The organism is Methylobacterium sp. XJLW (assembly GCF_003254375.1).
In the GTDB taxonomy this organism is placed as follows: Bacteria; Pseudomonadota; Alphaproteobacteria; order Rhizobiales; family Beijerinckiaceae; genus Methylobacterium; species Methylobacterium fujisawaense.
Genome location: NZ_CP016429.1, coordinates 2,111,719 through 2,137,901, shown reverse-complemented (window position 1 = coordinate 2,137,901; position 26,183 = coordinate 2,111,719). Strand labels below are relative to the sequence as shown.

Sequence of the window (26,183 nt, the reverse complement as noted above, 5' to 3'; positions counted from 1 at the left end):
GCCTCGGTCCCGATCCCACCGACAGGCGATGACGGCGCGGAGGCTCTCCGCGCCGTTTCGCGTTTCCACGCCCCGTTCCGGTCGATCCGGGCCTGAACGCCGCCGATACCCGACGCGTCACGCCGGGATTGCGATCTCCGGATTGGAAATCCGTCATCGTGTTCAGCAACGGAGAATTAAGGTTACCGACGTATCACCGGGGTGAGGCTCGATCCGCTGCCGTCTCTTGCTGTCCCAGGACGATCCCGATGCGTACCGTCACCTTTCCGCTGCTGGCGGTTCTCGGTCTCTGCGGCGTGAACACCGCCCGCGCCGCCGATCTGGACTACGATTACCTGCGCGGCGCCGATTACGATCCGGTCCCGGCTCCGGTGGTCGACTGGAGCGGCGTGTATCTGGGCGGCCACGGGGGGTATACCTCGGGTGGATTAGCACAGCGCGACGCGATGCAGTCCACGCTGGCGAATTACTTCAGTTATCGCGATATCGAAAACGAATTCAGCGTCTCGAAATTCCTGTCGCTGCCAGGCACCCGGACGCACGGTGCCAGCTTCGGCGCCTTCGCCGGGTTCAACGTGCAGTTCGACGACATCGTCCTCGGTATCGAGGCCGACTACACGCACACGAATCAGAACAGCTGGTCGACCAACAGCATCAGCCGCATCATGACCACATCCGGAGGCAACTCTGAAACCGTGAATCTGTCCGGAACGTCGAACACACGCATCGACGATTACGGCAGCATCAGAGCCCGGGCCGGCTACGCGTTCGGCAACCTGCTCCCCTACGTCACAGCCGGCGCCGCGATCGGGCAGGTGACGATCAACGACACGGTGGCGGTCCAGAATTACGGTTACAGCGCCACGACCTATGCGGCGAATCAGGCCCTGACGACCGGGCTTCCCGCGGCGGTCTACAATCACGGCTACGCGAGCTTCAATCCGAATTTCCCCCTCAACCGCTCGACGCCGGCCGGGCAGGGTATCCAGACCATCCCGTACGCGCCGACGACGCTGACGGCGAATGCGCGGACCAAGACCATCGGCGGCGTCGCCCTCGGCTTCGGCCTGGAATACGCCATCACGCCCAACATCCTGGTGCGCGGCGAGTACCAGTACGTGCAGTTCCAGGACTTCAACGGCCACAAGGCAGAGTTGAACACCGTCCGGGGCGGCGCGGCCGTGAAGTTCTGATCACGCCTCCCGCAACGGCCGGATCCTGACCATGACTGACCGTCCCTTGAGGCTGTGGCCCCTGACGTCGCGCGCCGCGCTGCTCGCCGGTCTCGTGCTCGTCCATGGGCCGGCCTTCGCGGAGCGCCGCGGGGCGCATCACCCGACGCGCCGCGTCGTGCGGGTCCGGCCGGTGCCGGCCGTCCCGCCGCCGGTGCTGATACGGGACTACCTGCCGCGCAACCCCAACGTCCCGATGTACAACGAGCCGCCCCGCCGCGAGCCCGTCTGGTAAGGGCCGCGGGCCGCGCTCAGTTCTCCAGCTCGCTGTCCCAGTACAGGTAATCGAGCCAGGTGTGATGGTACTGGCGGTGGTCGAACTCGGGCTGCCGGTGGTGCAGCTCGTAGCGCGTCGGCCGCCGGGGTTCGGTCATCAGCGGCATGTCCGCCTCGGCCGGCGTGCGGTTGGCCTTCCGCAGGTTGCAGGGCGAGCAGGCCGCCACGACGTTCTCCCAGCTCGACAGCCCGCCCCGGGAGCGCGGCACCACGTGGTCGAAGGTCAGGCCCCCCGAGGGCAGCCGCAGGCCGCAATACTGGCAGCTGAACCCGTCGCGCAGGTAGATGTTGTAGCGGGTGAAGGCCGGGCTGCGGGCCAGCGCCACGTAGTTCTTCAGCGCCACCACGCTCGGAACCCGCAGGGAGCGCGAGGGCGACCGTGCCTCGACATCGTAGCTCGCCACCAGGGTGACGCGGTCGAGGAACAGGGCCGTGAAGGCGTCCTTCCACGACCAGAGGGAGAGCGGATTGTACGAGAGCGGCCGATAATCCGCGTTGAGGACGAGGGTTTGGAGATCCATCATCGGCGCGACTCTTCGGACTAGCTCTGGCGCGGAGAACGCGCGGGACCAGGCCGCCGCCCCGCCGGCCCGTCCGAACCGGCCCGCGGCCGATGCAGGACGAGCCGGCGCGCGGAGCGACGGCTTGACGGGAGAGGCGGAGGGAACAACAGGGCGGCGGGCCGGCGCGCGGGGGCGCCGGTCGATGCGGTAGCATCCGGAACGCGGCCGGGCCGGGCCGGCATCGCCACCGGCCGCGCCCTTTCGCGTAGCGACGAAAAGGCCCTGTCCATCAGGTGTTCATCTAATCCCAGCGTGACACCCTTGTGAAGCTTTTCCGGATGGGCCGCGGGGACGCACCCACAGCGGCCGTCCGGCCCCGGATCCGGCGCCGGGGTGGGCAGGGGCACGCTTTCGCCCTATTGCTCGCCCAGAGCGCCCGGCCGCCAGGAGGCCCGCCCGGTCCCCGATCGCCGCCGATTCGCCGATGCCGGACCCCGGCCGGCCGCCGTGCGCCCGACGAGAGGTTGCTCATGCATCATATCCCAGCGCGGATCCGGAAGCCGGAAGGCGCGTCGCGCCTGTCCCGCCTGCTCGTTCTGTTCGCCGTGCTGGTGTTCGCAACCCCGGCGGCCCTGACCCTGCCGGCCTTCGCCCAGGATCCGGCGCCCGCCGCCAAGCCCGCGGATCACAAGCCCGCGGACGGCAAGCCCGCGCCCGAGGCCAAGCCCGCGGACGGCAAGGCGCCGGACACGAAGGCGCCCGAAACGAAGGCGCCCGACGCGCAGGCGACCGGCGCGAAGCCGTCCGACGCGAAGCCGTCCGACGCGAAGCCCGCAGCCCCGCCGGCCGCCAAGGCCGAGATCCCCGAGCAGTTCAAGAAGGTCCGGGCCAAGCTCGACGCCGCCAAGGCCGAGCTCGATGCCCGCGAGAAGCAGCTCGGGCATACGGACCTGACGGTGGCCGACCTCACGGCCATCCGCGACAGCGCCGTCACGGTCACCGACGAGATCCGCACCCTGGTCACCCGGCTCGACGCGCCGCTGGAGGCCGCGCGCGAGCGCCTCGCCCAGCTCGGTCCGAAGCCGAAGGACACCCAGGAGAGCGCCGATGTCGCCGCCGAGCGCGGCGAGCGCGAGGCCGCCGTCACCCGCATCGACGAGACCCAGCGCCTCGCCCGCGCCCTGGTGGTGCAGGGCGATCAGATCGTCGACAGGGTCTCGAACCGCCGCCGCGAATCCTTCACCCGCGACCTGCTCCAGCGCTCCCAGCCCCTGGTCGGCCCCGGCCTCTGGACCAAGGTGATGGGCGACGTGCCCCGGGACACGCGCGCCCTGCAGAGCGCCGTCTCGGATATCGGGCTGCTGTTCTCGCGCAACGGCAGCCTCACCAATCTGCTGTTCCTGGGGCTCGCCTTCGGGATCTCGGTGGCGCTGTATTTCGGCCGGCGCAACATCGCCCCCAAGGGCGCCCGCCGGGACGCCGCCCGGACCGATCCGTCGCGGCGCGCCGTGATGCTCGCCGCCTGGCGGGTGATCCTGCTCGGCACGGTACCGGCGGTGGCCGGGTCCTACGCGGTCTACTACGCGCTGGACGCCACCAACCTGCTGCCGTCCCGGCTCCTGCCGGTGGCCGCCGCGATCCTCGGGGGGCTCGCCTTCATCGCCTTCGTGGAGGCCCTCTGCGACGGGCTGCTCAGCCCCGAGAAGCCGGCGTGGCGGCCGGCCCCGGTGAGCGACGCGGCGGCCACGCGCCTGACCCGGCTCGCGGTCGGCATCGCCACGGTGATCACCGTGGTGAAGTCCGTGGAGGCCCTGAATTCCGGGATCTCGGCGGCCCTGCCGATCTCCATCGCCACGCGGGGCATTGGGGCGGTCGCCACGGCCCTGATCCTGGCTGTCGGCCTCCACCGCTTCGCCGATACCGAGCAGGAGGAGGAAGCCTGCTTCGGCCCCTACGTGCCGACCAAGACCACCACGGGCATCGGCGGGCCGGCGCGGCTGCTCGGCTGGGCCGCGGTGGCGCTGATCGGGCTCGGCGCGCTGGTCGGCTACGTCGCCTTCGCGGCGTTCCTGATCGACCAGCTGATCTGGGACGCCAGCGTCCTGGTCCTGCTTTACCTGCTGGTCCAGAGCGTCGACATCTTCGTCGGCCGCGCGCTCAGCGACGAGACCCGGCTCGCCACCACGCTCCAGGCCAATACGGGCCTGCGCAAGCGCTCGCTGAACCAGATCTCTGTCCTGGCGACCGGCGCCGCCCGGCTCGTCCTGTTCCTCGCGGCCGCGATCCTCGTGCTGGCGCCCTGGGGCCTGGATTCCACCGACATCGTCTCCTCGGTCCGGCAGGCCTTCTTCGGCTTCAAGGTCGGCGACGTCACGATCTCGCTCTCCAGCATCGCCTTCGGGATCGGCATCCTGGTGGTCGGCGTGTTCATCACCCGCGGCGTGCAGCGCTGGCTGGAGAACACCTACCTGCCGGCCACGGACCTCGATGCGGGCCTGCGCAACTCGATCACCACGGTGGCGGGCTATTGCGGCTTCCTGATCGCGCTGGCGCTCGCCTTCTCGTATCTGGGCCTGAGCCTGGAGAAGCTCACCATCGTGGCCGGCGCCCTGTCGGTGGGTATCGGTTTCGGCCTGCAGTCGATCGTCAACAACTTCGTCTCCGGGCTGCTGCTCCTGTGGGAGCGCCCGATCCGGGTCGGCGACCAGGTGGTGATCGGCGATCAGGAGGGCATCGTGAAGCGGATCTCGGTCCGCTCCACCGAGATCCAGACCTTCGACCGCTCGGCCGTGATCGTGCCGAACTCGAACCTGATCTCCGGGGTGGTGAAGAACCGGGTGCGGGGCGACCGGACGGGGCGCGTCAGCATCACGGTCAGCGTCCTGCGCAACCAGGACCCGGTCCGTGCGGCCGAGATGATCGCGGCCTGCGCGCAGGGCCATTCCGACGTCCTGAAGGAGCCCGCGCCCCGGGTGGTGTTCAAGAAGATCGGCGATCCCTTCCTGGAATTCGAGCTGCTCGTCTGGATCGTGGACGTGAGCCTCGGCCAGAAGGTGGTGACCGACCTGAACTTCTCCGTGTTCTCGACCCTCTCGGAGGCGGGCTTCATCCCGCCGCTCGGGCCCGGCTCCAGCATCGTCACCGTGCAGGGCCTCGACACGATGCAGAGCGCCATGGGCGAGATCGCCAGCCGCTTCATCCAGCCGACGGATGTCCCGGAGGGGGGCGACTCGGCCCGGGTTCCGCGCGACCGCAGCCTGCGGAGCGCAGGCGGCTGACTAGCCGCTCCCGACGGCGATGCGGACGGCGTTCCCGCCCGCATCCTTGGCGGCGTAGAGCGCCGCATCCGCCCGCTCGAACAGCCGGGTCCGGCTGCCGCCCGTCGCGATGCCGGTCTTGACCTCCAGGGCGATGCCCACGGAGGCGCCGATCCGCACCATCTGTCCGCGATACGGAATCGGCCGGCTCAGGGCGGCGACGATGCGCCGGCCGCACTCCGCCAGCGCGCGGAGATCCACGGGCGCCCGCAGGAGCACGGCGAATTCGTCGCCGCCGATGCGCGCCACGAGGGCCGCGTCCCGGCAGATGGCGGCGAGCCGCGCGGCGGAGCGCCGGATGCACTGGTCACCGGCGATATGGCCATGGAGGTCGTTGACCGGCTTGAACCCGTCGAGGTCGATGAGGATCAGGGCACCGAGGGGATCCGGTCCGGCGCCGGACGATCCGGCGTCGAACTGCGCCTCGAAGGCGTGGCGGTTCGCCAGTCCGGTGAGAGGGTCGCGGTCGGCGCGCCGGCTCAGCTCGGCCAGCCGGGCGATCTCCTCGGTGACGTCCTGCTTGGTTCCGAAGAGCCGGGCTGGCCGTCCGCCCTCGGTCTCGACCGCCGCGCGGATCCGGATCCAACGCGGCCGGCCGCAGGCGGTGCGGATCTCGGCATCGAGCCGGAAGCTCGCGTGCCCGGCGATGGCCCGGCGGCGGATCGACTCCAGCAGCCGCCGCGAGGCCGGCTCGTAGAATTCCAGGATCCGCGGGCGGTGCAGCGCCGCGCCCCGGGGGATGCCGAACAGATCGTGGACTCCCCCGGACCAATCGAGGGCGCCGTCATCCAGGCGGCACGACCACAGCCATGTCCCGGCGGCGGCCAGGGAACGCTCCTGACGCGCCAGCAGGCCGGCCTGCGCACGGATGATCGCCTGCTGCAACGCGAGCGTCGCCGCGGCGTCGGGATCGGTGGCCGATTCGGCCTGGGCCGACGGGCCGGCAGGCCCATCGACGGCGCGATCGCGGGGCGTCTCCAGCATGGTCAGGGAACGCTCGGTCGTGAGGTCGGTGCACGTTTAGACGACAGGTCTTTGAGGAAGCCCTAATCGTCCGATGCGCGACGGCCCGGCAGCGCCTATATGCCGCCGGGGCGGCTCGACCGTCGCAGGGATGGGTAAGTCGTGACGAGACGCGATCGGGACGGTCGGCATGCGGGGCGCGGGCTCGGCCGGATCACGGGCAGGATGCTGGGGCGCGCGACGGGCTCGGCGGCGCTGACCGCGGCAGCCCTGCTCGGCGGCTGCGCCACCCAGGCGCCGAGCACCGCGGCGTTGCCGAGCATCTACCTGCCCCTCGCCAGCAACAGCGCGCAGATCGACGTCGCGGCGGCCCGCGACATGATCTCGTCCTACCGCCGCAACCGCGGCGCGCCGCCCCTGACGGTCGATCCCGAATTGCAGCGTCTGGCCGAGGCCGAGGCGGCCGCGATGGCCCTGGCCGACCGGCCGAGCCGGGCGCAGACCGTCAAGGCCGCCGTGGAACGGCTCGGCTACGCCAACGTGAACGCCAACCTCTCGGCCGGCTACCACACCCTGGCCGAAGCCTTCTCCGGCTGGCGCGAGAGCCCGCCCCACGACGCCACCATGCTGGCGCCCGAAGCGACCCGGATGGGAATCGCCACCGCCTACGCCCCGGGCTCGAAGTACAAGGTCTACTGGGCGCTGCTCACCGCCCGATAGAAGCGGTTGACCGGCGGGCCCGGCGCCGCGGCGTCCTCACGGCAATCCCTTCACGTTCGGGACCGGCGGGGCCTCCTTGAGCAGCGTCACCGTCACGCGCCGGTTGGCGGGCATGTAGGGGTTATCGGGGAACATCGGCTCGGTGTCGGCCTTGCCGGCGACCGTGGCGAACCGGTCGTCCGGAACGCCGGCGCCGGCCAGGATCTCCCGGACGCTGACCGCGCGGCCCGCCGACAAGTCCCACGGGGGCGCGGCGGGACGCCGGCCGGGGCGGTCCGTGGCGGTGTGGCCCGTGACGGCGATCCGGTTCGGCATCTGGCGCAGGGCCGGGCCGAGCTTCTCCAGCAGGCGCCGGGTGCGGTCGTTGGGCCGGGTCGAGCCTTCCGGGAACATCGAGCGCCCGTCCTGGTCGACGATCGACACGTCGAGCCCCTGCTCGGTCCGGGCGATCACGACGTTCTTCGACACTTCGGCGAAGTCCGGCAGGCTCTGCAGGGCCTGCCGCAGGGAGGCGGCCGCGAGGCCGAAATTCTCCGGCTCGCCGGTGTCGGTCAGGCCGAATTCGCTGCTCTTGTCGAGCCGCGGCGGCGTGGTCCGGTCGGTGGCCTGCTCGGGAGGGATGTCGCGCAGGTGCTTCACGTGGTCGGCGGCCGGTAGGCCGTCGGTCTCGATGATGCCGGCGAACTTGGACTCCGTGTTCACGCCGAAGGCGTCGCGCATGGAGCCCGCCACCATCTGCATCTTCTTCTGGTCCTGCGTCGAATACGCGGCGATCATCACGAAGAAGCTCATCAGCAGCGCCATCAGGTCGGCGAAGGTGACGAACCAGCCGTGGCCGCCATGCGCGCCGCCGCGCTTCTTCCTGGCCATGTCATGCCATCCGCGGGCGCTCCGCCGGGGCTGTCCGGGCGGTCACGCGGCCGCCTCCTCGAACGACCCACGGTGGTGGTGCGGCAGGTAGGCGACGAGCATCTCGCGGACGAGGGTCGGGCTCCTCTGGTCGCGGATCATCAGGATGCCGTCGATGATGAGCGAGCGGGAGACGTCCTCCTCTTCCAGCTTCACGTGCAGCTTGTCGGCGATCGGCAGGGCCACGAGGTTGGCGATGAGCGCGCCGTAGAGCGTGGCCAGAAGCGCGGTCGCCATGGCAGGGCCGAGCTTCGAGGGATCGGACATGTTGGCGAACATCGTCACCATGCCGAGGATCGTGCCGATCATGCCCCAGGCCGGGGCGCAGTCGCCGAAGGCGCGGTAGATCTTCGAGCCTTCGTCGAGGTGCATGAGGAAGTTGTCGCGGTCGCGCTCCATCGTGTCGCGGATGAACTCGCGGTCGTAGCCGTCGGCGACGTAGCGGGCCCCCTGCGCCAGGAAGGGGTCGGAGATCTCTACGTTCTCCAGGGCCATGGGCCCGCTCTTGCGGACCACCTCGGCGATCGTGGTGATCTCCTCGATGAGGTCGTGCGGCCTCACCGCGCGCATGGTGAAGGCGTAGCGCAGGCCCATCGGCAGGCCGTGGGCGATGGTGGCGAAGGGGAAGCGGATGATCGTCGCCATGACCGATCCGCCGAAGATGACGATGACCGCATGCTTGTCGAAATAGGCGGCGAAGTTGCCGCCATCGATCATGATCAGCGTGAACACCACGCCGACGCCGCCCAGCAGTCCGACACCGGTTGCGAGATCCATGGGACGATGACCCGACGGGCTTTCCGGACAGAGCTGCACCGCGCTCGCATCCGCGACGCAGGCGGCCCGCGCCGAGCCTAGGGCATCGGGCTGAACGGACCGTAAAGGCGACTGTTTCGAACCTGTATCAGTCCGTCATCGCCCGTTCAGGCGGGCGCTGGCATACCCGTTTCCCAAGAGGGGTTTGACCCGGATTCGGCGCTGAAGCCGGCCGTGCGAACCCGTCAAAGACGGCGTGAGACCCGGGTCACACGGGCCGCGCCAGGGGTGGCGGAGCGGTACGATGGTTCGTCTGTACGGGCGGGTCCTGGGTTTCCTGAAGGCGGAGCGTCGGCTGGCCATAGGCTTGGCCGCAACCAACGTCGTCCTGGCGATCGCGGCCTTCGCCGAGCCCCTGCTGATGGGGCGGATCATCGACCAGCTGACCCATCTCAAGCGCGGCGGCGACGCCATGGGCACCATGCTGCCGCTGCTCGCCGCCTGGGTGGCGTTCGGCTTCTTCACCATCGCGGCGGGCGTGTTCATCGCGCTCCACGCCGACCGGCTCGCCCACCGCAACCGGCTGTCGTCGATGGCGAGCTACTTCGAGCACGTCCTCGACCTGCCGCTCGCCTTCCACTCGGCCAACCATTCCGGCCGGGTGCTCAAGGCGATGCTGGAGGGCACCAACGGCATGGCGTGGCTGTGGCTCGGCTTCTTCCGCGACCACCTCGTCGCCCTGGTCTCGCTCGGCGTGCTCCTGCCGATGACCCTCCTGATCAACTGGCAGCTCGGCTCGATCCTGGTGGTGCTGGTGCTGGCCTTCACGGCGCTCACCACCTTCGTGATGCGCCGGACCGAGGCGCTCCAGGGGCAGGTCGAGGAATTCAATTCGGGGCTGGCCGCCCACGCGTCCGACGCGCTCGGCAACGTCGCGGTGATCCAGTCCTTCACCCGCGCCAAGGCCGAGAAGGACGCGATGCGCGGCATCATCACCAACCTGCTCGCCGCGCAGATCCCGGTCCTGTCCTGGTGGGCGCTCGCCAACGTGGCGACCCGCGCCTCGGCGACCATCACCATGACGGCGATCTTCGTCACCGGCATCTGGCTCTATCAGGCCAACACCACCACGGTGGGCGAGGTCGTGGCCTTCATGAGCCTCGCCACCGCCTTCGTGGCGCGCCTCGACCACGTGGTCGGCTTCGTCAACGGCCTGTTCCAGCAGGCGCCCAAGATCGCCGAGTTCTTCGAGATCTACGACACCGTCCCGGCGGTGGCCGACCGGCCGCAGGCCCGGCAGGTGGCGCGCTTTGCCGGCGAGGTCACCTTCGAGGACGTCGCCTTCTCGTACGATGGCCGGCGTCAGGCGCTCGACGGCGTCTCGTTCTCGGCGAAGCCCGGCGAGACGATCGCGCTGGTGGGCACCACCGGATCGGGCAAGTCGACGACGCTCGGCCTCCTGCACCGCAGCTTCGACCCGGCCGCCGGCGCGATCCGCATCGACGGGATGGACATCCGCGACGTCGGCCTGTCGTCCCTCCGCCACAACATCGGCGTAGTGTTCCAGGAGCCGATGCTGTTCGCCCGCTCGATCCGCGAGAACCTGCAGGTCGGCTGCCCCGACGCCACGGATGACGAGATGCTCGATGCCCTGGAGCGCGCCCAGGCCAGCGCCTTCATGGCGCGCCAGCCCGCCGGGCTCGACACGGTGATCGGCGAGCGCGGCCGGTCGCTCTCGGGGGGCGAGCGCCAGCGGCTCTCGATCGCCCGGGCGCTCCTGAAGAACCCGCCGATCCTGATCCTCGACGAGGCGACCTCGGCGCTGGACGCGGCCACCGAGCGCAAGCTCCAGGGCGCGCTGGAGACCGTGATGGAGGGCCGCACCACCTTCGTGATCGCCCACCGCCTCGCGACGATCCGCGACGCCGACCGCATCCTGGTGTTCCACGAGGGCCGGATCGTCGAGGCCGGCACCTTCGACCAGCTGGTGGGGCAGAATGGGCGCTTCGCCGAGCTCGCCCGGGCCCAGTTCATGGCGGCGGAGGCGGAGGAAGACGAGGGGCTGGCGCTGGCCGCGTGAGGCTGCCCGGGCGCCGCTGCGCGCACGCCGTCCGCCTCCCCTCGCGGGGAGGGGACGCCCTCACGCCCACCCGATCCGCGCGAAGAACCCCGCGATCTCCGCGGCGGCCCGGTCGGGATCCTCCCGGTGGGGGAAGTGCCCCACCCCCGGGAACAGCGCCAGATCGAGATCCGAGAAGGTCTCGCCCAGGCGGTCGGTCCAGGCGAAGGGAAAGATCGGGTCGTGCTCGGCCCAGCGCACGCAGGTCGGCACGCCGATCGGCGGCAGGGCCGGGGCCTCGCCCTTGAGCATCGCGATCCGCCCGGCATGGGCGGCCCGGTAATGCGCGAAGCCGCCCGCGAGGTTTCCGGGCTTCAGGAAATTGTCCACGAAGGCGTCCAGCACCGGGTCGAACGCGTCCGTCCGGTGCGACCAGTGGCGCAGGAAGTGGCCGATATAGGCGGCGCAGCTCTCCCGGCTGGCGCCCACCAGCGTCACCGCCAGGTCCATCTGGTTGAAGGACTGGTACCAGATCTCGGTGAGGCGGTCCGGCGCCCCGAGCCGGGGGCCGATCCCCGGATAGACGAAGTCGAACAGGAACAGGCCGGCGCACCGCTCCGGGTGAGACCGGGCGAGGGCCTGGATCACCGCTCCGCCGACATCGTGGCCGACGATGCCGGCGCGGTCGATCCCGAGGGCGTCGAGGAGCGCCACCATGTCGGCGGCCTGCTCCGGCGGGCCGAAGGCGCCCGCGGGCTTGTCGCTGTCGCCGAAGCCGCGCAGATCCGGGGCGATCAGGGTGTGGCGGGCGGCCAGGCGCGCCATCACGGGTTCCCAGGTCAGCCAGAATTCCGGCCAGCCGTGGAGCAGCAGCAGCGGCGTGCCCGTGCCGCAGCGCGCCACATGCAGATCGGCGCCGTTCGCGCGGATCGTCAGGTGCTCGATCCGGTCCATCGTCCCTCCCTCTCGGCCCGGCGGGCCAGCATCTTCGCCTGCAGGCGGCTGCGGCGGGCGGCGATCACCGTGCCGTTGATCTCGCCGCCGAACAGGAACATGGCGGCGAGCCAGTAGAGGAACACCAGGAACACCATCGCGGTGGCCAGACCCCCATAGGTCGACGCGTAGGCGTTGGAGAACCGGTCGAGGTAGTAGCCGAAGCCGAGGCCGGCGAAGAACCACAGGACCAGCGTCACCCCGATCCCCGGCAGCACCGACAGGATCGAGCGCCGTCCGGCCGCCACGAACTTGTGGGCGATGACCAGGACGACGGTCAGCAGCAGGGCCGTCACGGCGATCCGCCCGATCGCCACGGTGAGGCTCAGGGGCTCCAGCCCCGGCGCCACCAGGACGACGTTGCGCCAGATCAGCGGCCCCAGCACCACGAGCAGCGCGAAGGCCAGCATCGCGAACGCCCCGCAGATCACGTAGCCGATCGATTCGAGGCGGGTCAGCCACCAGGGCCGGCTCTCGCGCAGCCCGTAGGCCCGGTTCAGCCCGACCCGCAGGCTCTCGACCCCCGAGGAGGAGAAGTACAGGGCGAACAGCGCGCCGAGCGTCAGCACGCCGCTGCGCTGCTCGGTGAGCACCCGGTGGACCTCGCCGACGATCGGCTTGGCGATCTCCCGGGGCCAGGCGTCGAAGATCAGCACCCCGGCCTCGTCGGCGAGCGACTGCGTGCCGAACAGGCCGGCCAGCGCCGCCAGCAGGATCAGGAACGGGAACAGCGAGGTCAGGCTCGAGAGCGCGATGTGGCTCGCGATCGCCCAGCCGTCATGGGAGACGAAGCGCTGCGCGGCGACGCCCATGATCTGCAATCCGCTGCGGAGAGGTTTCACGGGTGTCCAACGATCCTCGATCTCGTGATCCTCCCCGGGGAGAGGCCCGCCGATGAACGGTGCCGGCACCCGCGCGTCAACGCCGCCGGCCGGATCCGGTCCCGATCGCCGCCCGGTGACGCGTCCGCGCCACGCCGGCCCCCGGTGGCGGCCGCGCTCCGGCGGGCGGACGCGATCACCGTTGCGCCCGGCGCGCCGGCATGCTCCGTCCGGCGGACATGCCTATGCTCTCACGCCCGTCGCCGCTCGCGGCCGGCGCCCTTCCGGCGCTGTTCATCCCGATCTGGGCCACGGGTTTCATCTCCGCCCGGGCGGTGGTGCCGCACGTGGATCCGCTGGCCTTCACGGCAATCCGTTTCACGGCCGTCGCCCTGGTGCTGGCGCTGATCGCCACGGCCTCCCGGGTGCGCTGGCCCGGGGACCGGGCGGGCTGGCGCGACCCCGTCATCGCGGGCTTCCTGATGCAGGGGGTCTACCTGTCGGGGGTCTTCTGGGCGGTGAGCCACGGGCTGCCGGCCGGCATCGCCGCCCTCGTCGGCAGCCTCCAGCCGCTGCTCACCGCACTCCTGGCGCAGCCGCTGCTGGGCGAGCGCGTCAGCGGGCGGCGGGCCCTGGGCATAATGATGGGCTTTGTCGGCACGGGCCTCGTGCTCGCCCCGAAGCTCGGGGCCACGGACCCGTCCGGGATCCCGCCGCTGGCGCTCGCCGTCAGCCTCCTGGCGGTGCTGGCGCTGACCCTCGGCACGCTCTGGCAGAAGCGCACCGGCGGCCGGGTCGATCTGCTGGCCGGCGCGACCCTCCAGTTCGTCGGCGGCATGGCCTGCGCCATCCCGCTGGCGCTCGCCTTCGGCAGCACCGCGTTCGACCCCGCCCCCGCCCTGTGGCTCGGCCTCGGCTGGGCGGTCCTGGTCAACTCGGTCGCGGGGATCCTGCTGCTGTTGGTGCTGATCCGGCGGGGGGCGGTGGCGGGCGTCGCCGCCCTGTTCTTCCTGGTGCCCCCGGTCGCGGCCGTGCTCGGCTACCTGCTGTTCGGCGAGGTGCTGACCCCGCTGCAGGGCGCCGGCATGGCGCTCGCCGCCCTCGGCGTGGCGGTGGCGAGCCGGGGCTGAGGCGCCGGGCCTGCGACGGAAGGCGCGGAAACCCTTCGGGGCTTCGCGGTTTGGTGCGCACGGGCCGGCACCGGGCGAGGCGAGGATGGACCAAGAACACCTGGATTCGGGCAAGCCCCGCGAGATCCGCCTCGCCCTCGACGCGATCCCGCTCGGCGGCAAGGCCGAGGGCAAGGCGGGCGACGACGCGGTGCTGTTCGTGCGCGACGCCGACGGCGTGCGCGCCTTCCAGGCCAAGTGCCCGCATCTCGGGGCGCCGCTCGCCAAGGGCGAGATCTGCGGCGGCCGGCTCTACTGCCCCTGGCACAAGGCGGCCTTCGCCCTCGCCGACGGCAGCCTGGAGGAGCCGCCGGCGCTTGAGGCGCTGACCCGCTATCCCGTCCGGATCGAGGGCGGCGAGGCGGTGGCGACGCTGACCCCCGAGCCCGCTCCGGCCCGGCACGCCCGGACGCCCCTCGGACAGGTCCTGATCGTCGGCACCGGGGCGGCGGCGGCGGCCTGCATCACCACGCTCCGGCGCGAGGGTTTTGCGGGCGCGATCACGATGGTCGGCCGCGAGGGGCACCCGCCCTACGACCGGACCAAGCTGTCCAAGCAGTTCCTGGCCAAGCCCACCCCGGCGGAGAAGACCCTGCTGGAGCCGGATTTCTCCGCTGCCCACCAAGTCGAGCGGATCGAGGCCGAGGCGGTCCGGATCGATCCGGCGCGCCTCAGCGTCACCCTGGCGGACGGCCGGGTGCTCACCGGCGACGCGCTGCTGATCGCCACCGGCAGCCGTGCGGTGGTGCCGGACTTCGACGGCCGCGATCTCGACGGCGTGATGACGCTCCGCAGCCTCGACGATGCGGTGCGGCTCAGCGCCGCGGCGGAGCAGGCCAAGCGCGTGGTGGTGATCGGCGCGGGTTTCATCGGCCTGGAGGCCGCGGCCTTCCTGACCAAGCGCGGCCTGTCGGTGACGGTGCTGGCGCGGGAGGAGATCCCCTTCGCCAAGCGCTTCGGCGAGGCCGTGGGCGCGGCGCTGAAGCGCTACCACGCCGGCAACGGCGTGACCTTCGTGACCGGCAAGGTCGCGCGGATCGCCGGCACCGGCTCCGTCGAGGCCGTCGAGACCGCGGACGGCACGCGGCTGCCGGCCGATCTCGTGCTGATCGGCGCCGGCGCCGCGCCGGAGACCGGGATCGTCGCCGGGGTGGAGCCGGACGAGACCGGCGGCCTCCCGGTCGGCGCCGATCTGAAGCTCGCCGACAACGTCTGGATCGCCGGCGACATCGCGGCCTTCCCGGAGCGCGGCAGCGGCGTCACCGCCCGGATCGAGCACTGGCGTCTGGCGCAGCAGCACGGCACCCACGTCGCCCGGGCGATGCTGGGCGCCAGCGGCGCCTTCGCGGGCGCGCCGTTCTTCTGGAGCAACCAGGGCGACAAGCGCCTGGATTACGGCGGCTACGCGCCGGATTTCGATCGGATCATCCTGCAGGGCGATCCGGCGGCGCTGGACTTCATCGCCTATTATGTCCGCCAAGACCGGGCCGTGGCCGCCTGCAGCATCGGCCGCAACCCGGCCTTCACGGCGTTCCTGCACCTGCTGGGCGAGGGACGCGTGCCCAGCCCGGAGGCAATCGAGTCGGGTGCGGATCTCACCGCGCTGGTGTGACCCGCTCCGTCATCGCTATGCTCCGCTCGCGAGGACGGGCGTCCGGGCCGATGGAACCAGTTCCGGCGGCCCATCTTTCGGTAGACGCCGCCCGCCGTCTTGAGAGTCGGGCCCATACGGGAGGCCCCATGAACCAGATCATCGTCGTCGCGCTCATCTGCGCCGCCTCCGTCCAGGCCCCGGACTGCTCCCGCGAGACCGCCCTCGACGTGGTCACCGGGCCGGCCCACACGCTCCAGGAATGCCTCGTTCAGGGCCCGGTGCTGGCAGCCAGTACAGGCTTCAAGGGCGAGGACGGGGCCTACGTGAAGACGCGCTGCGAGCAGAGGCGCTGAGCCGGGCACGGTCTGGCGAACAGCTTTCGGCAGGGCGGCGGACGGATCATCAGTGTCGGGACCGACGCGTATCGCCGCACCGGCCCGGCCTTGACTTTCATGGGCTGCGCATCGGCCCGTGAGCTCCGGCATTCAACTTGAGTTCAAGGCGAGCCAAACGAAATCTGCTTCGGCTCCGGCCCGCGACAGGTTAAAAGACCCGATCCAAGAAGACGCCACGCGAGCAGGAAACCATGTCCGCATCCCCCGCCATCCAGACCGAGCCGCAGGATATCGCCACCCTCGCCAGGGCCGCCGGCGAGAGCGTCAAGGCCCTCGTCGCGGAGGCGACCCGCCGGGTCCGCACGCGGATCCTCGGAACGGACGGGCGGATCGACGCGGCCAAGCTCGAGGGCGAGCAGCACGCCGCCCACGGGCTCGCATGGCTCGCGACCTACGCGGAGGCGGTCGCCGAGCTCGGCGGCTACGCCGAGCGCCTCCAGGCCGAGGGCCGGTTCGGCGAGACCGAGTCGCTCCTCGTCCGCATCGGCGCCGGCGAGTATCTCGACCAGCTGTTCTCCGGCATCCCGATGAGCCAGGGCGAGATGGTCCGCCTCACCGGCTCGCTCGGCCTCTCCGCCAAGGAGGTGGCGCAGTACCGCACCGAGGCGGTCGAGACCCTGATCGCCGAGGGGAACACCCCCGAGAACCGCGCCGCCCTGGTGGCGCGGATGCGCGACGGCAGCGGCTCGGCCACGGTCGGCGCCTCGGGCCTCGACGAGGACATGGAGGCGATCCGCTCCGAGATGCGCCGCTTCGGCAAGGCCGAGGTGGTCGATCAGGCGCACGAGTGGCACCTGAAGAACGCCTACATCCCGATGGAGATCGTCACCAAGATGGCCGAGCTCGGCGTCTTCGGCCTGACGATCCCGGAGGAATACGGCGGCATGGGCCTGCCGAAGACCGCCATGTGCGTGGTCTCGGAGGAGCTGTCGCGCGCCTATATCGGCGTCGGCTCGCTCGGCACCCGTTCGGAGATCGCCGCTGAGCTGATCCTGTGCGGCGGCACCGAGGAGCAGAAGCAGCGCTTCCTGCCCAAGATCGCCAGCGGCGACATCCTGCCCACGGCCGTCTTCACCGAGCCGAATACCGGCTCCGACCTCGCCTCGCTCCGCACGCGGGCGGTGAAGGACGGTGACACCTGGAAGATCACCGGCAACAAGACCTGGATCACCCACCCGGTCCGCGCCGACATCATGACGGTGCTCGTCCGCACCAAGCCCGAGGAGAAGGGCCACAAGGGCCTCTCCATGCTGATCGCCGAGAAGCCCCGCGGCACCGACGCGGAGCCGTTCCCGGTCCAGGGCCTGTCGGGCGGCGAGATCGAGGTGCTCGGCTACCGGGGCATGAAGGAGTACGAGCTCGCCTTCGAGGGATTCGAGGTGCCCGCCGGCAACCTGCTGGGCGAGGTCGAGGGCAAGGGCTTCGCCCAGCTGATGCAGACCTTCGAATCGGCCCGCATCCAGACCGCGGCCCGGGCCATCGGCGTCGCCCAGTCGGCCCTCGACGTCGGCCTGCGCTACGCCGAGGAGCGGGTCCAGTTCGGCAAGGCGCTGGTCAACTTCCCGCGGGTCGCCGACAAGCTCGCCATGATGGCGGTGGAGATCAACATCGCCCGCCAGCTCACCTATTTCTCGGCCCGCGAGAAGGATGCCGGCAAGCGCTGCGACCTGGAGGCCGGCATGGCGAAGCTGCTGGGCGCCCGCGTCGCCTGGGCGGCGGCCGACAACGCCCTGCAGATCCACGGCGGCAACGGCTTCGCGCTGGAATACCCGGTGAGCCGGATCCTGTGCGACGCCCGCATCCTCTCGATCTTCGAGGGCGCCGCGGAGATCCAGGCCCAGGTGATCGCCCGCCGGTTGCTCGAGGCGGCCTGAAAATCGAGATCAAACTGGGGAATAGTACGTATCATGGGATTATAAGTCGGCTCATGAACCCGGCTTAAACGAAGTCCCAGCTTCCTGGCCCCCGGTGAACAACTGGGGCGGCTCGGTGACCGCGCACGACGACGACGGACAGACGGGCCGCAACATCCTTCGGCGCTGGCAGGATTGCCGGACGCCGGGGGCGCCGATCCCGTCCTACGAGGCCGTCGTGCTCGGGAGCCTCGGCCGCCTCGCCGACCGGGCCGCCCTGGTGACCACCCGGAACGGCCAGGCCGCCCGGATCCTCTGGGCGGGCCAGGAATTCGGCGCCTGGCTCGCGCAAGGGTCGGAAGGTCCGTCGGCGGAACCCTGTCCCAGCGAGACCGTCCCGGTCGACGCGCTCCCGATCGAGCTGCGCGAGCCCGTCGGCGAGATGGTCGCGGCCGCCCTCGGATCCGGCCAGCCCGCCTACAGCCGGTGCGATCGCCTGGATGCCGGCGTCGTGACCTCGACCCGCCTCGTCGGTGTGCCCCTCGACAACCGCTGGGGCGAGCCGTTCGTGCTGATCGGGTTCGACGGGGCGAGCGTCCGGACCGAACTCGTCCAGGCGATGTTCACCGCCACCGACCAGGGGATCCTGGCCCTCAGCACGATCCGTGACGCGGCGGGCCACCCGATCGATTTCAAGATCGTCGCCCTCAACCGCGGCGCCGAGCGCCTCCTGGAGCGGCCCGCCGCGGTCCTGCAATGGCAGCGCATCGGCCAGCTCTTCCCGGGGGCGATCACCGCGCGGACGATCGCGACGCTCGCCGCCATGGTCGAGCGGGGCGGGCGCTCCGCCTTCGAGCTGAGCCGCCCCCGGTCCGACGGCGGCACGCTCTACCTCAAGGTCGAGGCGGGCTGCGTCGGCGATCTCCTCTCGGTCACCATGACGGATGTCGGCGACATCAAGGCCCGGGAGGCCTCGTTCCGGCTCCTGTTCGAGAACAACCCGGTCCCGATGTGGGTCGTGGCCGACGCGCGCGACCGCTTCCTGGCGGTCAACGACGCGGCCGTCGCCCATTACGGCTACAGCCGCGAGCAGTTCCTGAGCCGGGCGCCGGCCGATCTCGCCATGCCCCCCGACGCGGCGCCGGGGCTCGGCCTGCCGCCCACCGGCGCCCTCCACCGGCGCGCCGACGGCTCGGCGATCGAGGTCTCCCTGTTCCAGCGGGCGATGCCGTTCGAGGGGCGGCAGGCCGTGCTCGAAGCCGCCATCGACATGACGGAACGCCGGAGGGCCGAGGCCCGCATCGCCCACATGGCGCACCACGACGCGCTCACCGGGCTGCCGAACCGCGTGCTGTTCCGGGACCGCCTCGCCGAGGCGATCTCCCGCCACGCCCGGGACGGGGAGGCGGCGGTGCTGCTCTGCCTCGACCTCGACAAGTTCAAGATCGTCAACGACACGCTGGGCCATCCGGTCGGCGACGCGCTCCTGCGCGAGGCGGCCGAGCGGATCGCCGGCTGCCTGCGCAAGGACGACCTCGTGGCCCGGCTCGGCGGCGACGAGTTCGCCATCCTGGTAGGGGGGATGGATCTCCCGGCCCTGGCCGACGGGCTGATCGCCCGGGTGATCGCCGAACTCGGCCGGCCCTTCCGCCTGGACGGCCAGGATTGCCATATGGGCACCAGCATCGGGGTCGCCTGCCTGCCGCGGGACGGCACCGATCCCGAAACCCTGATGAAGAACGCCGACCTCGCCCTGTACCGGGCGAAGGCCGAGGGCGGCGGCACCTTCCGGTGCTTCGAGCCGGAGATGGATGCCTGGGTGCAGGCGCGGCGGCGGCGCGAGAACGAGCTGCGCGAGGCCTTCGCCCGCGGCCAGTTCTCGCTGGTCTACCAGCCGCTGATGGATGCCCGTTCCGACCGGATCCTGGCCTTCGAGGCGCTGCTGCGCTGGTCCCATCCGGACCACGGCCCGGTTTCGCCGGCCGAGTTCGTGCCGCTGGCCGAGGAGACCGGCCTGATCGTCCCGATCGGCGCCTGGGTGATGCAGACCGCCTTCGCGGAGGCGGCGACCTGGCCGGAGGCGATCCGCCTCGCCGTGAACCTCTCCCCGATCCAGTTCCGCAACCGCAGCCTGGTCGAGACCGTGCGCGGCGCCCTCGCGACCTCGGGCCTCGACCCGCGGCGCCTCGAGCTGGAGATCACCGAATCGGTCCTGCTCGCCGACAGCGCCGCCAATCTCGCGACCCTGCATGAGCTGCGGGCCCTGGGCATCCGGATCGCGATGGACGATTTCGGCACCGGCTATTCGAGCCTCGGCTACCTGCGCAGCTTCCCGTTCGACAAGATCAAGCTCGACCGCTCCTTCGTGAGCCAGGTCGGCGAGAACACCCATTGCACGGCGATCGTGCGGGCGGTGGCGAGCCTGGGCGCCAGCCTCGGCATCGCCACCACCGCTGAAGGGGTGGAGACCGTCGAGCAGCTCGCGATGCTCCGCGCGGAGGGCTACGACGAGGTCCAGGGCTTCCTGTTCAGCCGTGCGGTCCCGGGGCCCGAGGCCCGCCGCCTGATCGACCGCGGGCGGGAGCCGGTCCCGGACGACCGGGCGGCCTGACGGCCGCCCGGCCGGTGCAGGCCCGGGGCCTACTTGGTGATCTTCACCGACACCGGATCGCTCGACGGGAAGGTCTCCTCCAGGGCCTCGTCCAGGCGCTCGTTCAGCTTCTCCTGCTTGTTGTCGGGGTTCTTGGCGTCGCCCGGCTTGGCGCTGCCCTGCTGGAAGCCCGGCTTGGCTTCGTTCGGCTTGTTTTGGGTCTCGGCCATGTCGCTCACTCGTCCGTGACGGAGGCACGCAAGGGTGCTGGTGGGCATCAACGCGAGGGACGGCGGGTGTATCCGATCTTTCCGGCGGCCGCATGGGCTTTCCGGTCGAAGCGTCCGGCCCATGGCCTCGCCGGCGTCACCCGCGCGGCGTCGGGATCCGCGGCAGCGCGACGGGCAGCGCGACGGGCGGCGCGGCGCCGACGGGCTGGCTCCGCGTCCCGCGCACGGACGGCCGAACCGGCGGCAGGGTCAGGCGGTCGCGAGCGGCCGATCGACCGGGCTCAGGCCCCTCCTGCGGGCGGTGGCCCCGCGCATCACCGTCTCGTAGACGCCCTCGAGGCGGTCGAGATGGGCGTCGAGGCTCAGGGGCGCCGTCCAGTAGCGGTCGTGGGCGGCCCGGCCCATCCGGGCGGCGAGGCCGTCGTCGGTCAGGCGGCGCAGATGGGCGGCGAGCGCCTCCGGATCGCCGGAGCGGAACCAGAACCCGGTCTCGCCATCGATCACCGCCTCCCGCCCCGCGCAGGCATCGCTGACGATCACCGGCGCCCCGCAGGCCAGGGCCTCGTAGACGGTGAGCGGCTGGCCCTCGTACCAGACGCTCGGGAAGACCAGCGCCCGGGCTTGGCGCATCAGCGCCTGTACGCCGGCGGCGTCGCGCCAGCCGAGCATGACGGCCTCGGGATGGCGCGCCGCGAGATCGGCCCGCTGGGGGCCGTCGCCGACGAAGACCGCCCGCACCCCCGCGCGCTTGGCCGCGTCCGCGAAGATCGGCGCGCCCTTCTCGGTGGAGATCCGCCCGACGAACAGGAAGTCGCCCGGCGCGCCCTCCCGCAGGGGCGCCTGCACCACCGCGATCGGGTTGTCGACCCGGTGGAACACGGTGCCGGGGGGCATCAGCGGCCGGACGACGCTTTCCTGCAGATCGCTGATCGTGACGACGTGGGCGAACAGATCCGGCAGCCGGGCCACGTGGGCGAGGCCGGCATGGCGGACCATCCGGGCCACCTTGCGCGGGTAGCTGCGTGCGTCGCAATGCGCCGCGATGCAGGCGGCCGACATCGGGGTCCGATGGCAGATCCGCTGCTCCGGATAGGCGTAGAAGCCGCCGGTGGGGCAGACGAGGAAGAACTCGTGCATCGTGTAGAGGCACGGCAGCCCGGAGGCCCGGATCGCCGGGCCGATCGACGGCGACAGCGCCTTGGCGAAGGCGTGGACGTGGACGAGGGTGTCCCGGGGGTCGCAGGCGGCGAGTTCCCGCGCGAGGGCGCGGCGTGCCGCGCCGTTCCAGATCGCCTGGGCGGCGAAGGCCAGTTTGCTGCGCGCCGTGGTGACGTCGTCCTGCTCCAGGCAGACCACCCGGATTCCGGCGGGCTCCAGCCGGGGGTCCACCGGGCCGACCGCGGCGAACAGGCTGACGCGGATCCCCCGGGCGGCGAGCCCCAGGGCGGATTCGATCGCGACCTTGGCCTGGCCGCCGTTGATCGCGGCGTGGTCTGCGACGAAGACGACGTGCACGTCAGGAATTCCGCCGCTCTGATCCGGGGCAAAGATCTGTATCCGGCCGCGGTTGATCCCCCGTAAACCGCTCTCCTTCATCCTCCCGGCTCCCGAGACCGACGCGATCCCCGGGAGGGACACCGTGCATGTCGTGATCCTGGCCGAGTTCGCGGCCGCCAGCGGCGGGGCCGAGAAGGTGGCGCTGGAATCGGCCCGCGGGCTCGCCGAGGCCGGTCTCGCCGTCACCTACATCCAGGCGATCTCGGGGGCCGTCGATCCGCTCCTCGACCATGCCGGGATCCAGCGGATCGATCTCGGCCTGCCCGACATCTGGTCGCTCGGTGCCGCGCGGGCGGCTGCCGCCGGGATCTGGCACGCCGCCGCCGCCCGCCGCCTCACCGCGGCTCTCGCGGGCCTCGCCGCGCCGCCGGACTGTATCCACCTGCACCAATGGACCCGGACCCTGTCGCCGGCGATCGTTCCGGTCCTGTCGAAGACCGGGGTGCCGCTGGTCGTCACGCTGCACGACTACGCCCTGGCCTGCCCGAACGGCGTCTATTACCGCTTCGACCGGGCCGAGCCCTGCGGGCTCGCCCCCCTGTCGGCCGCCTGCCTTGCGGCGCCCTGCGATCCCCGCAGCCGGGGGCACAAGCTCGTGCGGGTCGCCCGTGCCGCGGCGCTGCGGCAGGTCGTCGGTCGGGCCAGCCGGCACCATCCGCTGCACGTCGTCCATGTCTGCGACGCCAGCCGGCAGCGGCTGGGCGCTCTGCTCGGCGGCTACGCCCTCACACATCATCGGATCGACAACCCCGTCCGGCTTCCGGAGGGGCCCGCGGCCGCGCCCGCCCGCGGCGACGCGATCGCCTATGTGGGGCGCCTGACCCGCGAGAAGGGCGCCGACCTCGTGGCCGACGCCGCGCGGAGGGCCGGACTTCCGGCCCTGTTCATCGGCGCCGGCCCCCTGGAGGCGGAGCTGCGTGCCCGGGACGGCGTGGAGGTGATCGGATGGCAGAGGCCCGAGGCGGTCTGGGCTACGCTCCGGACCCGCGCCCGGGCGCTGGCGGCGCCGTCGCGCTGGTACGAAACCGGCCCGCTCACCGTCTACGAGGCGCTGGCGGCCGGCATCCCGGTCGTGGCCTCCGACCGCTCCGGCGCCGCCGAGAAGGTCCGGCACGGCCGGACCGGATTCGTGCTCGCACCGGAGGTCGGGCCCCTCGCCGAGGCCTTCACGGCGCTCCGGGACGACGCCCTGGCGGCGTCGCTCGGAGCGGAGGCCCGCAGGCTCTTCCGCACCGCGCCGATGGGCCTGGACGCCCATGCGGCGGCGCTCCGGGGGCTCTACGCCCGTCTGTCCGGAGCCGCGGCTGGTGCGATGCAGCATCCGGATTCGCTGGCCCAGCCGCGATGATCCGAGGCGGCCCGGCCCGTCTGGTATACCACAAGCATTCACGATCCGTTCGTGCCCCTCTGGACAGGCAGATCGTTTTTTGCGAAGCGGCCTCTTGCCGGGATCGGCAATCTTGGCCGATCGGATAAATGGCGCAGCTTGCACGCAATCTGCTATCGGGGCTGCAGCCGCGATGCGATGACTGTGCGAGATCATCGGATCTGCATTTTATCGGGCTTCCGGGTCCTGCATGGCCCCCGAAGCATGCACTTGACTTCTTGTTGCGGTGCAACATATAGAAGCGCGTCAACGCGGACGCATCCGGCGTCCCGCTCCATGAACGTTGCTGGAGACATCGATGCAGACCCCGAACTTCGAGATCCCGACCGAGATGCGCGACTTCGCCGAGAAGAGCGTCGATCAGGCTCGGACCGCTGTCGGCACCATGATGACGAACGCCGTGAAGGTCGCCGAGCAGGTCCAGACCTCGGGTCAGACCTTCCAGTCGACCCTGACCGCCGCGGTCGCGAAGGGGTTTGATCACGCGCAGGCCAACGCCAACGCGACCTTCGACTTCGCCCAGAAGCTGGTGCGCACGAAGGATCTCCGCGAGGCGTTCGAGCTCCAGTCCGAGTTCGTCCGCAGCCAGTTCGCCGCGCTCCAGGCCCAGGCCAAGGATTACGGCGCCCTCGCCCAGAACGCCGCCGCCCGCTGAGGCCGGCGCGCCGTCCCCGATCCTCGATCGGGGACACGATACGGGATCCGGAGGGCGCGCGGCGCCGACCGGATCCGAGGCTCTGACACCCGGGCGTCACGGGTCCGAGGCCGACACCGCGGGCGAGCCGGCTGCGCACGACCCTCCGGCCACCGCTCCGTCAGGACGGCCTGACGCCGACAGGAGGAGATCGCGCGATGGGAAAGCCGCGTCGACCGAGGGGAGGCCGCCCCGCCGGATTACCCCAACCGCTCCGGAAGGCGCTGGCCCCGGCCGAGTTCCGCCCTGCGCCGATCGCCGAGGACGCACCCGCGCCGGCGAGCGACGTTTCCGTCGAGACCCACGAGCCGCAGGCCGAGCCGGCCCAGGCGGCGCCCGCGGCGACCACCCCGGTCCTGCCCGAGACCGCCTCTGAGGTGCAGACCGAGGTGCCGGCCGATGGGCCGACCGAGACGGCCGCGCAGCCGGTCCCCGAAGCCGGTGCCGCGGCGGATATCGCCCTCCCGCCGGTGCCGGACGCCGTCGACGTCCCACACCGGATCGTCTTCACCCCCGACCGCTTCGATGTCGTCGAGATCGGCTCGACCATCGCCCGCTACGTGCGCTGCGAGGGCGAGGCGGCCCTGGCGCATCTGCGGGCGCTCTCGGGCGCCCGGTCGCCGGCCGAGGTGATTCGCCTGCAGGTCGGCGAGGTCCAGCGGGCCGCCGACGCGTCCCTGACCTGCTGGGTCACGGTCATCGGTCAGACGAGCCGCGTGGTCGCGTACCGCTGAAGCGGCGCGGGACTTGTCGCATCCCGGCAACACGGGCCCCCGGATCGAACCGGCGGCGGCAACCGTCCGTTAACCAAGTCGGTCCCATGCCGTAACGGAGGGCACGGGAAACGACACCGGACCGATGCCGAACTGCGCGCGCCTGATCCGTACCGCATGGCTTCGCCTGGCCGTGGCGCTTCTGCCGGCCCTGGCGGGAGCGCCGGTTGCCGCGCAGAACGGCGAGAAGCCCGCCGTCGCCATCGGGGCCGACCTCGCGAGCCAGGCCGGCGGCACGCGCCTGACCCTGACCCTGTCCCGGGCCGTCGAGGCCCGCGGCTTCGTGATGGAGCGGCCGGACCGGGCGGTGATCGACTTGCCCGAGGTCAACTTCCAGCTCGAATCCGGGACCGGCAGCCGCCGCGACGGGCTCGTCCAATCCTTCCGCTACGGCCTGTTCGCCCCAGGCCGCTCCCGCATCGTGATCGACCTCACCGCCCCCGCCACCGTCGGCAGGATCGAGTCGGTGACGCGGGCCCGCGACGGCGCGGTGCTGCTCACGATCCCGCTCCAGCGCGCCGACCGCGACGCCTTCCGCAAGGCCGCGGCCGCCGCGGATCCCGCCCCCGCCCAGGCCCGCAGCGCCCCGCCGGAACCGACCGACCAGCGCCCGCTGATCATGGTCGATGCCGGCCACGGCGGCACCGATCCCGGCGCCATCGCGGTGGGCGGCGTGTTCGAGAAGGATATCGTGTTCGGCTTCGCCCAGGCGCTGGTGGAGAAGCTGGAGGCGGCCGGGCGCTACCGGGTCCGGATGACCCGCGACCGGGACGTGTTCGTGCCCCTCGCCGACCGGGTGCGCCTCGCCCGCGAGGCCAAGGCCGACCTGTTCGTGTCGATCCACGCGGATTCGATCTCGGCGGCCCCCCAGGTGCGGGGCGCCACGATCTACACCAATGCTGAGAAGGCCACGGACGCCGAATCCGCCAAGCTCGCGGAGCGCGAGAACCGGGCCGACGCCGCCGCGGGCGCCGACGCCGCCGAGGCGCCGCCGGACATCGCCGACATCCTGCAGGAGCTGACCCTGCGCGAGACCCGCGGCTTCTCGTCGGGCTTCGCCCGCACGCTGATGGGCCAGCTCGCCCCCGTGATCGAGATGAGCGCCAAGCCCCACCGCGAGGCGCGCTTCGTGGTGCTGCGCTCCCCCGACGTGCCGAGCGTGCTGGTGGAGCTGGGCTATCTCTCCAGCAAGCGCGACCTGGAGATGCTGCAATCGCCGGAGTGGCGGGCGGGCGTCACCGGCTCCATGGCCAAGGCGATCGATCTGTTCTTCACCAACCGCGCCACCCTGGGGCGTCCGACGGTCATGCGCCGCTCGGCCGCTGTCGCCCCAGTTTCACCATAGAATGCGTGTCGATACGGGACGTCCGAACGCCCCGTCGCACCGCCGTC

Annotated in this window: 22 protein-coding genes; 14 read left to right on the top strand and 8 right to left on the bottom strand. The window is 71.5% G+C overall.

Annotated features, from left to right (window positions below; translation table 11 throughout):
- The first annotated feature begins 248 nt into the window (after positions 1-248).
- Both A3862_RS09850 and A3862_RS09845 read left to right on the top strand, forming a co-directional pair.
- Positions 249-1,193: an outer membrane protein gene (locus A3862_RS09850; protein ID WP_043759620.1), complete on the top strand. Its 945-nt coding sequence runs from the start codon at positions 249-251 to the stop codon at positions 1,191-1,193.
- Positions 1,194-1,224: 31 nt separating this feature from the next.
- On the top strand, positions 1,225-1,467 hold the full coding sequence (locus A3862_RS09845) for a hypothetical protein (protein WP_043759621.1): 243 nt from the start codon (positions 1,225-1,227) through the stop codon (positions 1,465-1,467).
- Positions 1,468-1,483: 16 nt separating this feature from the next.
- On the opposite strand, the gene A3862_RS09840 is transcribed toward A3862_RS09845, so the two are convergent.
- Complete coding sequence (locus A3862_RS09840) at positions 1,484-2,032, bottom strand: HNH endonuclease (RefSeq protein ID WP_043346385.1); 549 nt, start codon at positions 2,030-2,032, stop codon at positions 1,484-1,486.
- A gap of 509 nt (positions 2,033-2,541) precedes the next feature.
- Between A3862_RS09840 and A3862_RS09835 the strand changes: the two genes are divergently transcribed.
- Entirely contained in the window at positions 2,542-5,289 is a 2,748-nt protein-coding gene (locus tag A3862_RS09835; protein ID WP_043759622.1) for a DUF3772 domain-containing protein, read from the top strand.
- Here the strand turns inward: A3862_RS09835 and A3862_RS09830 are convergent, their stop codons facing one another.
- Entirely contained in the window at positions 5,290-6,312 is a 1,023-nt protein-coding gene (locus tag A3862_RS09830) for a diguanylate cyclase domain-containing protein (protein ID WP_043759623.1), read from the bottom strand. It lies immediately after the preceding gene.
- 204 nt (positions 6,313-6,516) lie between these two features.
- Here A3862_RS09830 and A3862_RS09825 point away from each other — a divergent pair, with 204 nt between their 5' ends.
- Positions 6,517-7,011 carry a CAP domain-containing protein gene (locus A3862_RS09825; protein WP_043384797.1) on the top strand — a complete coding sequence of 165 codons (495 nt, stop codon included), beginning with the start codon at positions 6,517-6,519 and terminating at the stop codon, positions 7,009-7,011.
- Positions 7,012-7,047: 36 nt separating this feature from the next.
- Here A3862_RS09825 and A3862_RS09820 read toward each other — a convergent pair whose 3' ends face one another.
- Together A3862_RS09820 and A3862_RS09815 are read right to left on the bottom strand one after the other, a co-directional pair.
- Complete coding sequence (locus A3862_RS09820) at positions 7,048-7,881, bottom strand: OmpA/MotB family protein (RefSeq protein ID WP_043759624.1); 834 nt, start codon at positions 7,879-7,881, stop codon at positions 7,048-7,050.
- A gap of 42 nt (positions 7,882-7,923) precedes the next feature.
- Positions 7,924-8,697 (bottom strand): motility protein A, encoded by a 774-nt coding sequence (locus tag A3862_RS09815; protein WP_043384792.1) that lies wholly within the window; start codon positions 8,695-8,697, stop codon positions 7,924-7,926.
- Positions 8,698-8,980: 283 nt separating this feature from the next.
- On the opposite strand from A3862_RS09815, the gene A3862_RS09810 reads away from it, so the two are divergent.
- On the top strand, positions 8,981-10,756 hold the full coding sequence (locus A3862_RS09810; protein ID WP_111473555.1) for a glucan ABC transporter ATP-binding protein/ permease: 1,776 nt from the start codon (positions 8,981-8,983) through the stop codon (positions 10,754-10,756).
- A 60-nt stretch (positions 10,757-10,816) separates the two neighbouring features.
- Here the strand turns inward: A3862_RS09810 and A3862_RS09805 are convergent, their stop codons facing one another.
- Both A3862_RS09805 and A3862_RS09800 read right to left on the bottom strand, forming a co-directional pair.
- Entirely contained in the window at positions 10,817-11,689 is an 873-nt protein-coding gene (locus tag A3862_RS09805; RefSeq protein ID WP_043759626.1) for an alpha/beta fold hydrolase, read from the bottom strand.
- The gene (locus A3862_RS09800; RefSeq protein ID WP_043384854.1) at positions 11,668-12,540 is read right to left on the bottom strand and encodes a YihY/virulence factor BrkB family protein; all 873 of its coding nucleotides are present in this window, start codon (positions 12,538-12,540) and stop codon (positions 11,668-11,670) included. Before A3862_RS09800 ends, A3862_RS09805 begins: the two co-directional genes overlap by 22 nt.
- Positions 12,541-12,794: 254 nt before the next feature.
- Here A3862_RS09800 and A3862_RS09795 point away from each other — a divergent pair, with 254 nt between their 5' ends.
- From A3862_RS09795 to A3862_RS09775, 5 genes are all read left to right on the top strand, one after another.
- Positions 12,795-13,679 carry a DMT family transporter gene (locus A3862_RS09795; protein ID WP_420845335.1) on the top strand — a complete coding sequence of 295 codons (885 nt, stop codon included), beginning with the start codon at positions 12,795-12,797 and terminating at the stop codon, positions 13,677-13,679.
- Positions 13,680-13,764: 85 nt separating this feature from the next.
- Positions 13,765-15,330: an FAD-dependent oxidoreductase gene (locus tag A3862_RS09790; RefSeq protein WP_236961925.1), complete on the top strand. Its 1,566-nt coding sequence runs from the start codon at positions 13,765-13,767 to the stop codon at positions 15,328-15,330.
- Positions 15,331-15,458: 128 nt separating this feature from the next.
- Positions 15,459-15,665 (top strand): hypothetical protein, encoded by a 207-nt coding sequence (locus tag A3862_RS09785; RefSeq protein ID WP_043357188.1) that lies wholly within the window; start codon positions 15,459-15,461, stop codon positions 15,663-15,665.
- A gap of 233 nt (positions 15,666-15,898) precedes the next feature.
- Complete coding sequence (locus A3862_RS09780; RefSeq protein WP_043759631.1) at positions 15,899-17,581, top strand: acyl-CoA dehydrogenase family protein; 1,683 nt, start codon at positions 15,899-15,901, stop codon at positions 17,579-17,581.
- 94 nt (positions 17,582-17,675) lie between these two features.
- Positions 17,676-20,171, top strand: a complete 2,496-nt coding sequence (locus A3862_RS09775) for a putative bifunctional diguanylate cyclase/phosphodiesterase (RefSeq protein WP_111473554.1) — start codon at positions 17,676-17,678, stop codon at positions 20,169-20,171.
- Between the two features lie 29 nt (positions 20,172-20,200).
- On the opposite strand, the gene A3862_RS09770 is transcribed toward A3862_RS09775, so the two are convergent.
- Positions 20,201-20,380: a hypothetical protein gene (locus A3862_RS09770; RefSeq protein ID WP_043357184.1), complete on the bottom strand. Its 180-nt coding sequence runs from the start codon at positions 20,378-20,380 to the stop codon at positions 20,201-20,203.
- A gap of 249 nt (positions 20,381-20,629) precedes the next feature.
- On the bottom strand, positions 20,630-21,895 hold the full coding sequence (locus tag A3862_RS09765) for a glycosyltransferase family 4 protein (protein ID WP_111473553.1): 1,266 nt from the start codon (positions 21,893-21,895) through the stop codon (positions 20,630-20,632).
- A 124-nt stretch (positions 21,896-22,019) separates the two neighbouring features.
- On the opposite strand from A3862_RS09765, the gene A3862_RS09760 reads away from it, so the two are divergent.
- From A3862_RS09760 to A3862_RS09745, 4 genes are all read left to right on the top strand, one after another.
- The gene (locus tag A3862_RS09760) at positions 22,020-23,285 is read left to right on the top strand and encodes a glycosyltransferase (RefSeq protein WP_111474329.1); all 1,266 of its coding nucleotides are present in this window, start codon (positions 22,020-22,022) and stop codon (positions 23,283-23,285) included.
- Positions 23,286-23,622: 337 nt separating this feature from the next.
- Entirely contained in the window at positions 23,623-23,979 is a 357-nt protein-coding gene (locus A3862_RS09755) for a phasin (RefSeq protein ID WP_043357179.1), read from the top strand.
- A gap of 197 nt (positions 23,980-24,176) precedes the next feature.
- Positions 24,177-24,752 (top strand): phasin family protein, encoded by a 576-nt coding sequence (locus A3862_RS09750; protein WP_111473552.1) that lies wholly within the window; start codon positions 24,177-24,179, stop codon positions 24,750-24,752.
- Positions 24,753-24,876: 124 nt separating this feature from the next.
- Complete coding sequence (locus tag A3862_RS09745) at positions 24,877-26,136, top strand: N-acetylmuramoyl-L-alanine amidase (RefSeq protein ID WP_043759637.1); 1,260 nt, start codon at positions 24,877-24,879, stop codon at positions 26,134-26,136.
- Positions 26,137-26,183 lie beyond the last annotated feature (47 nt).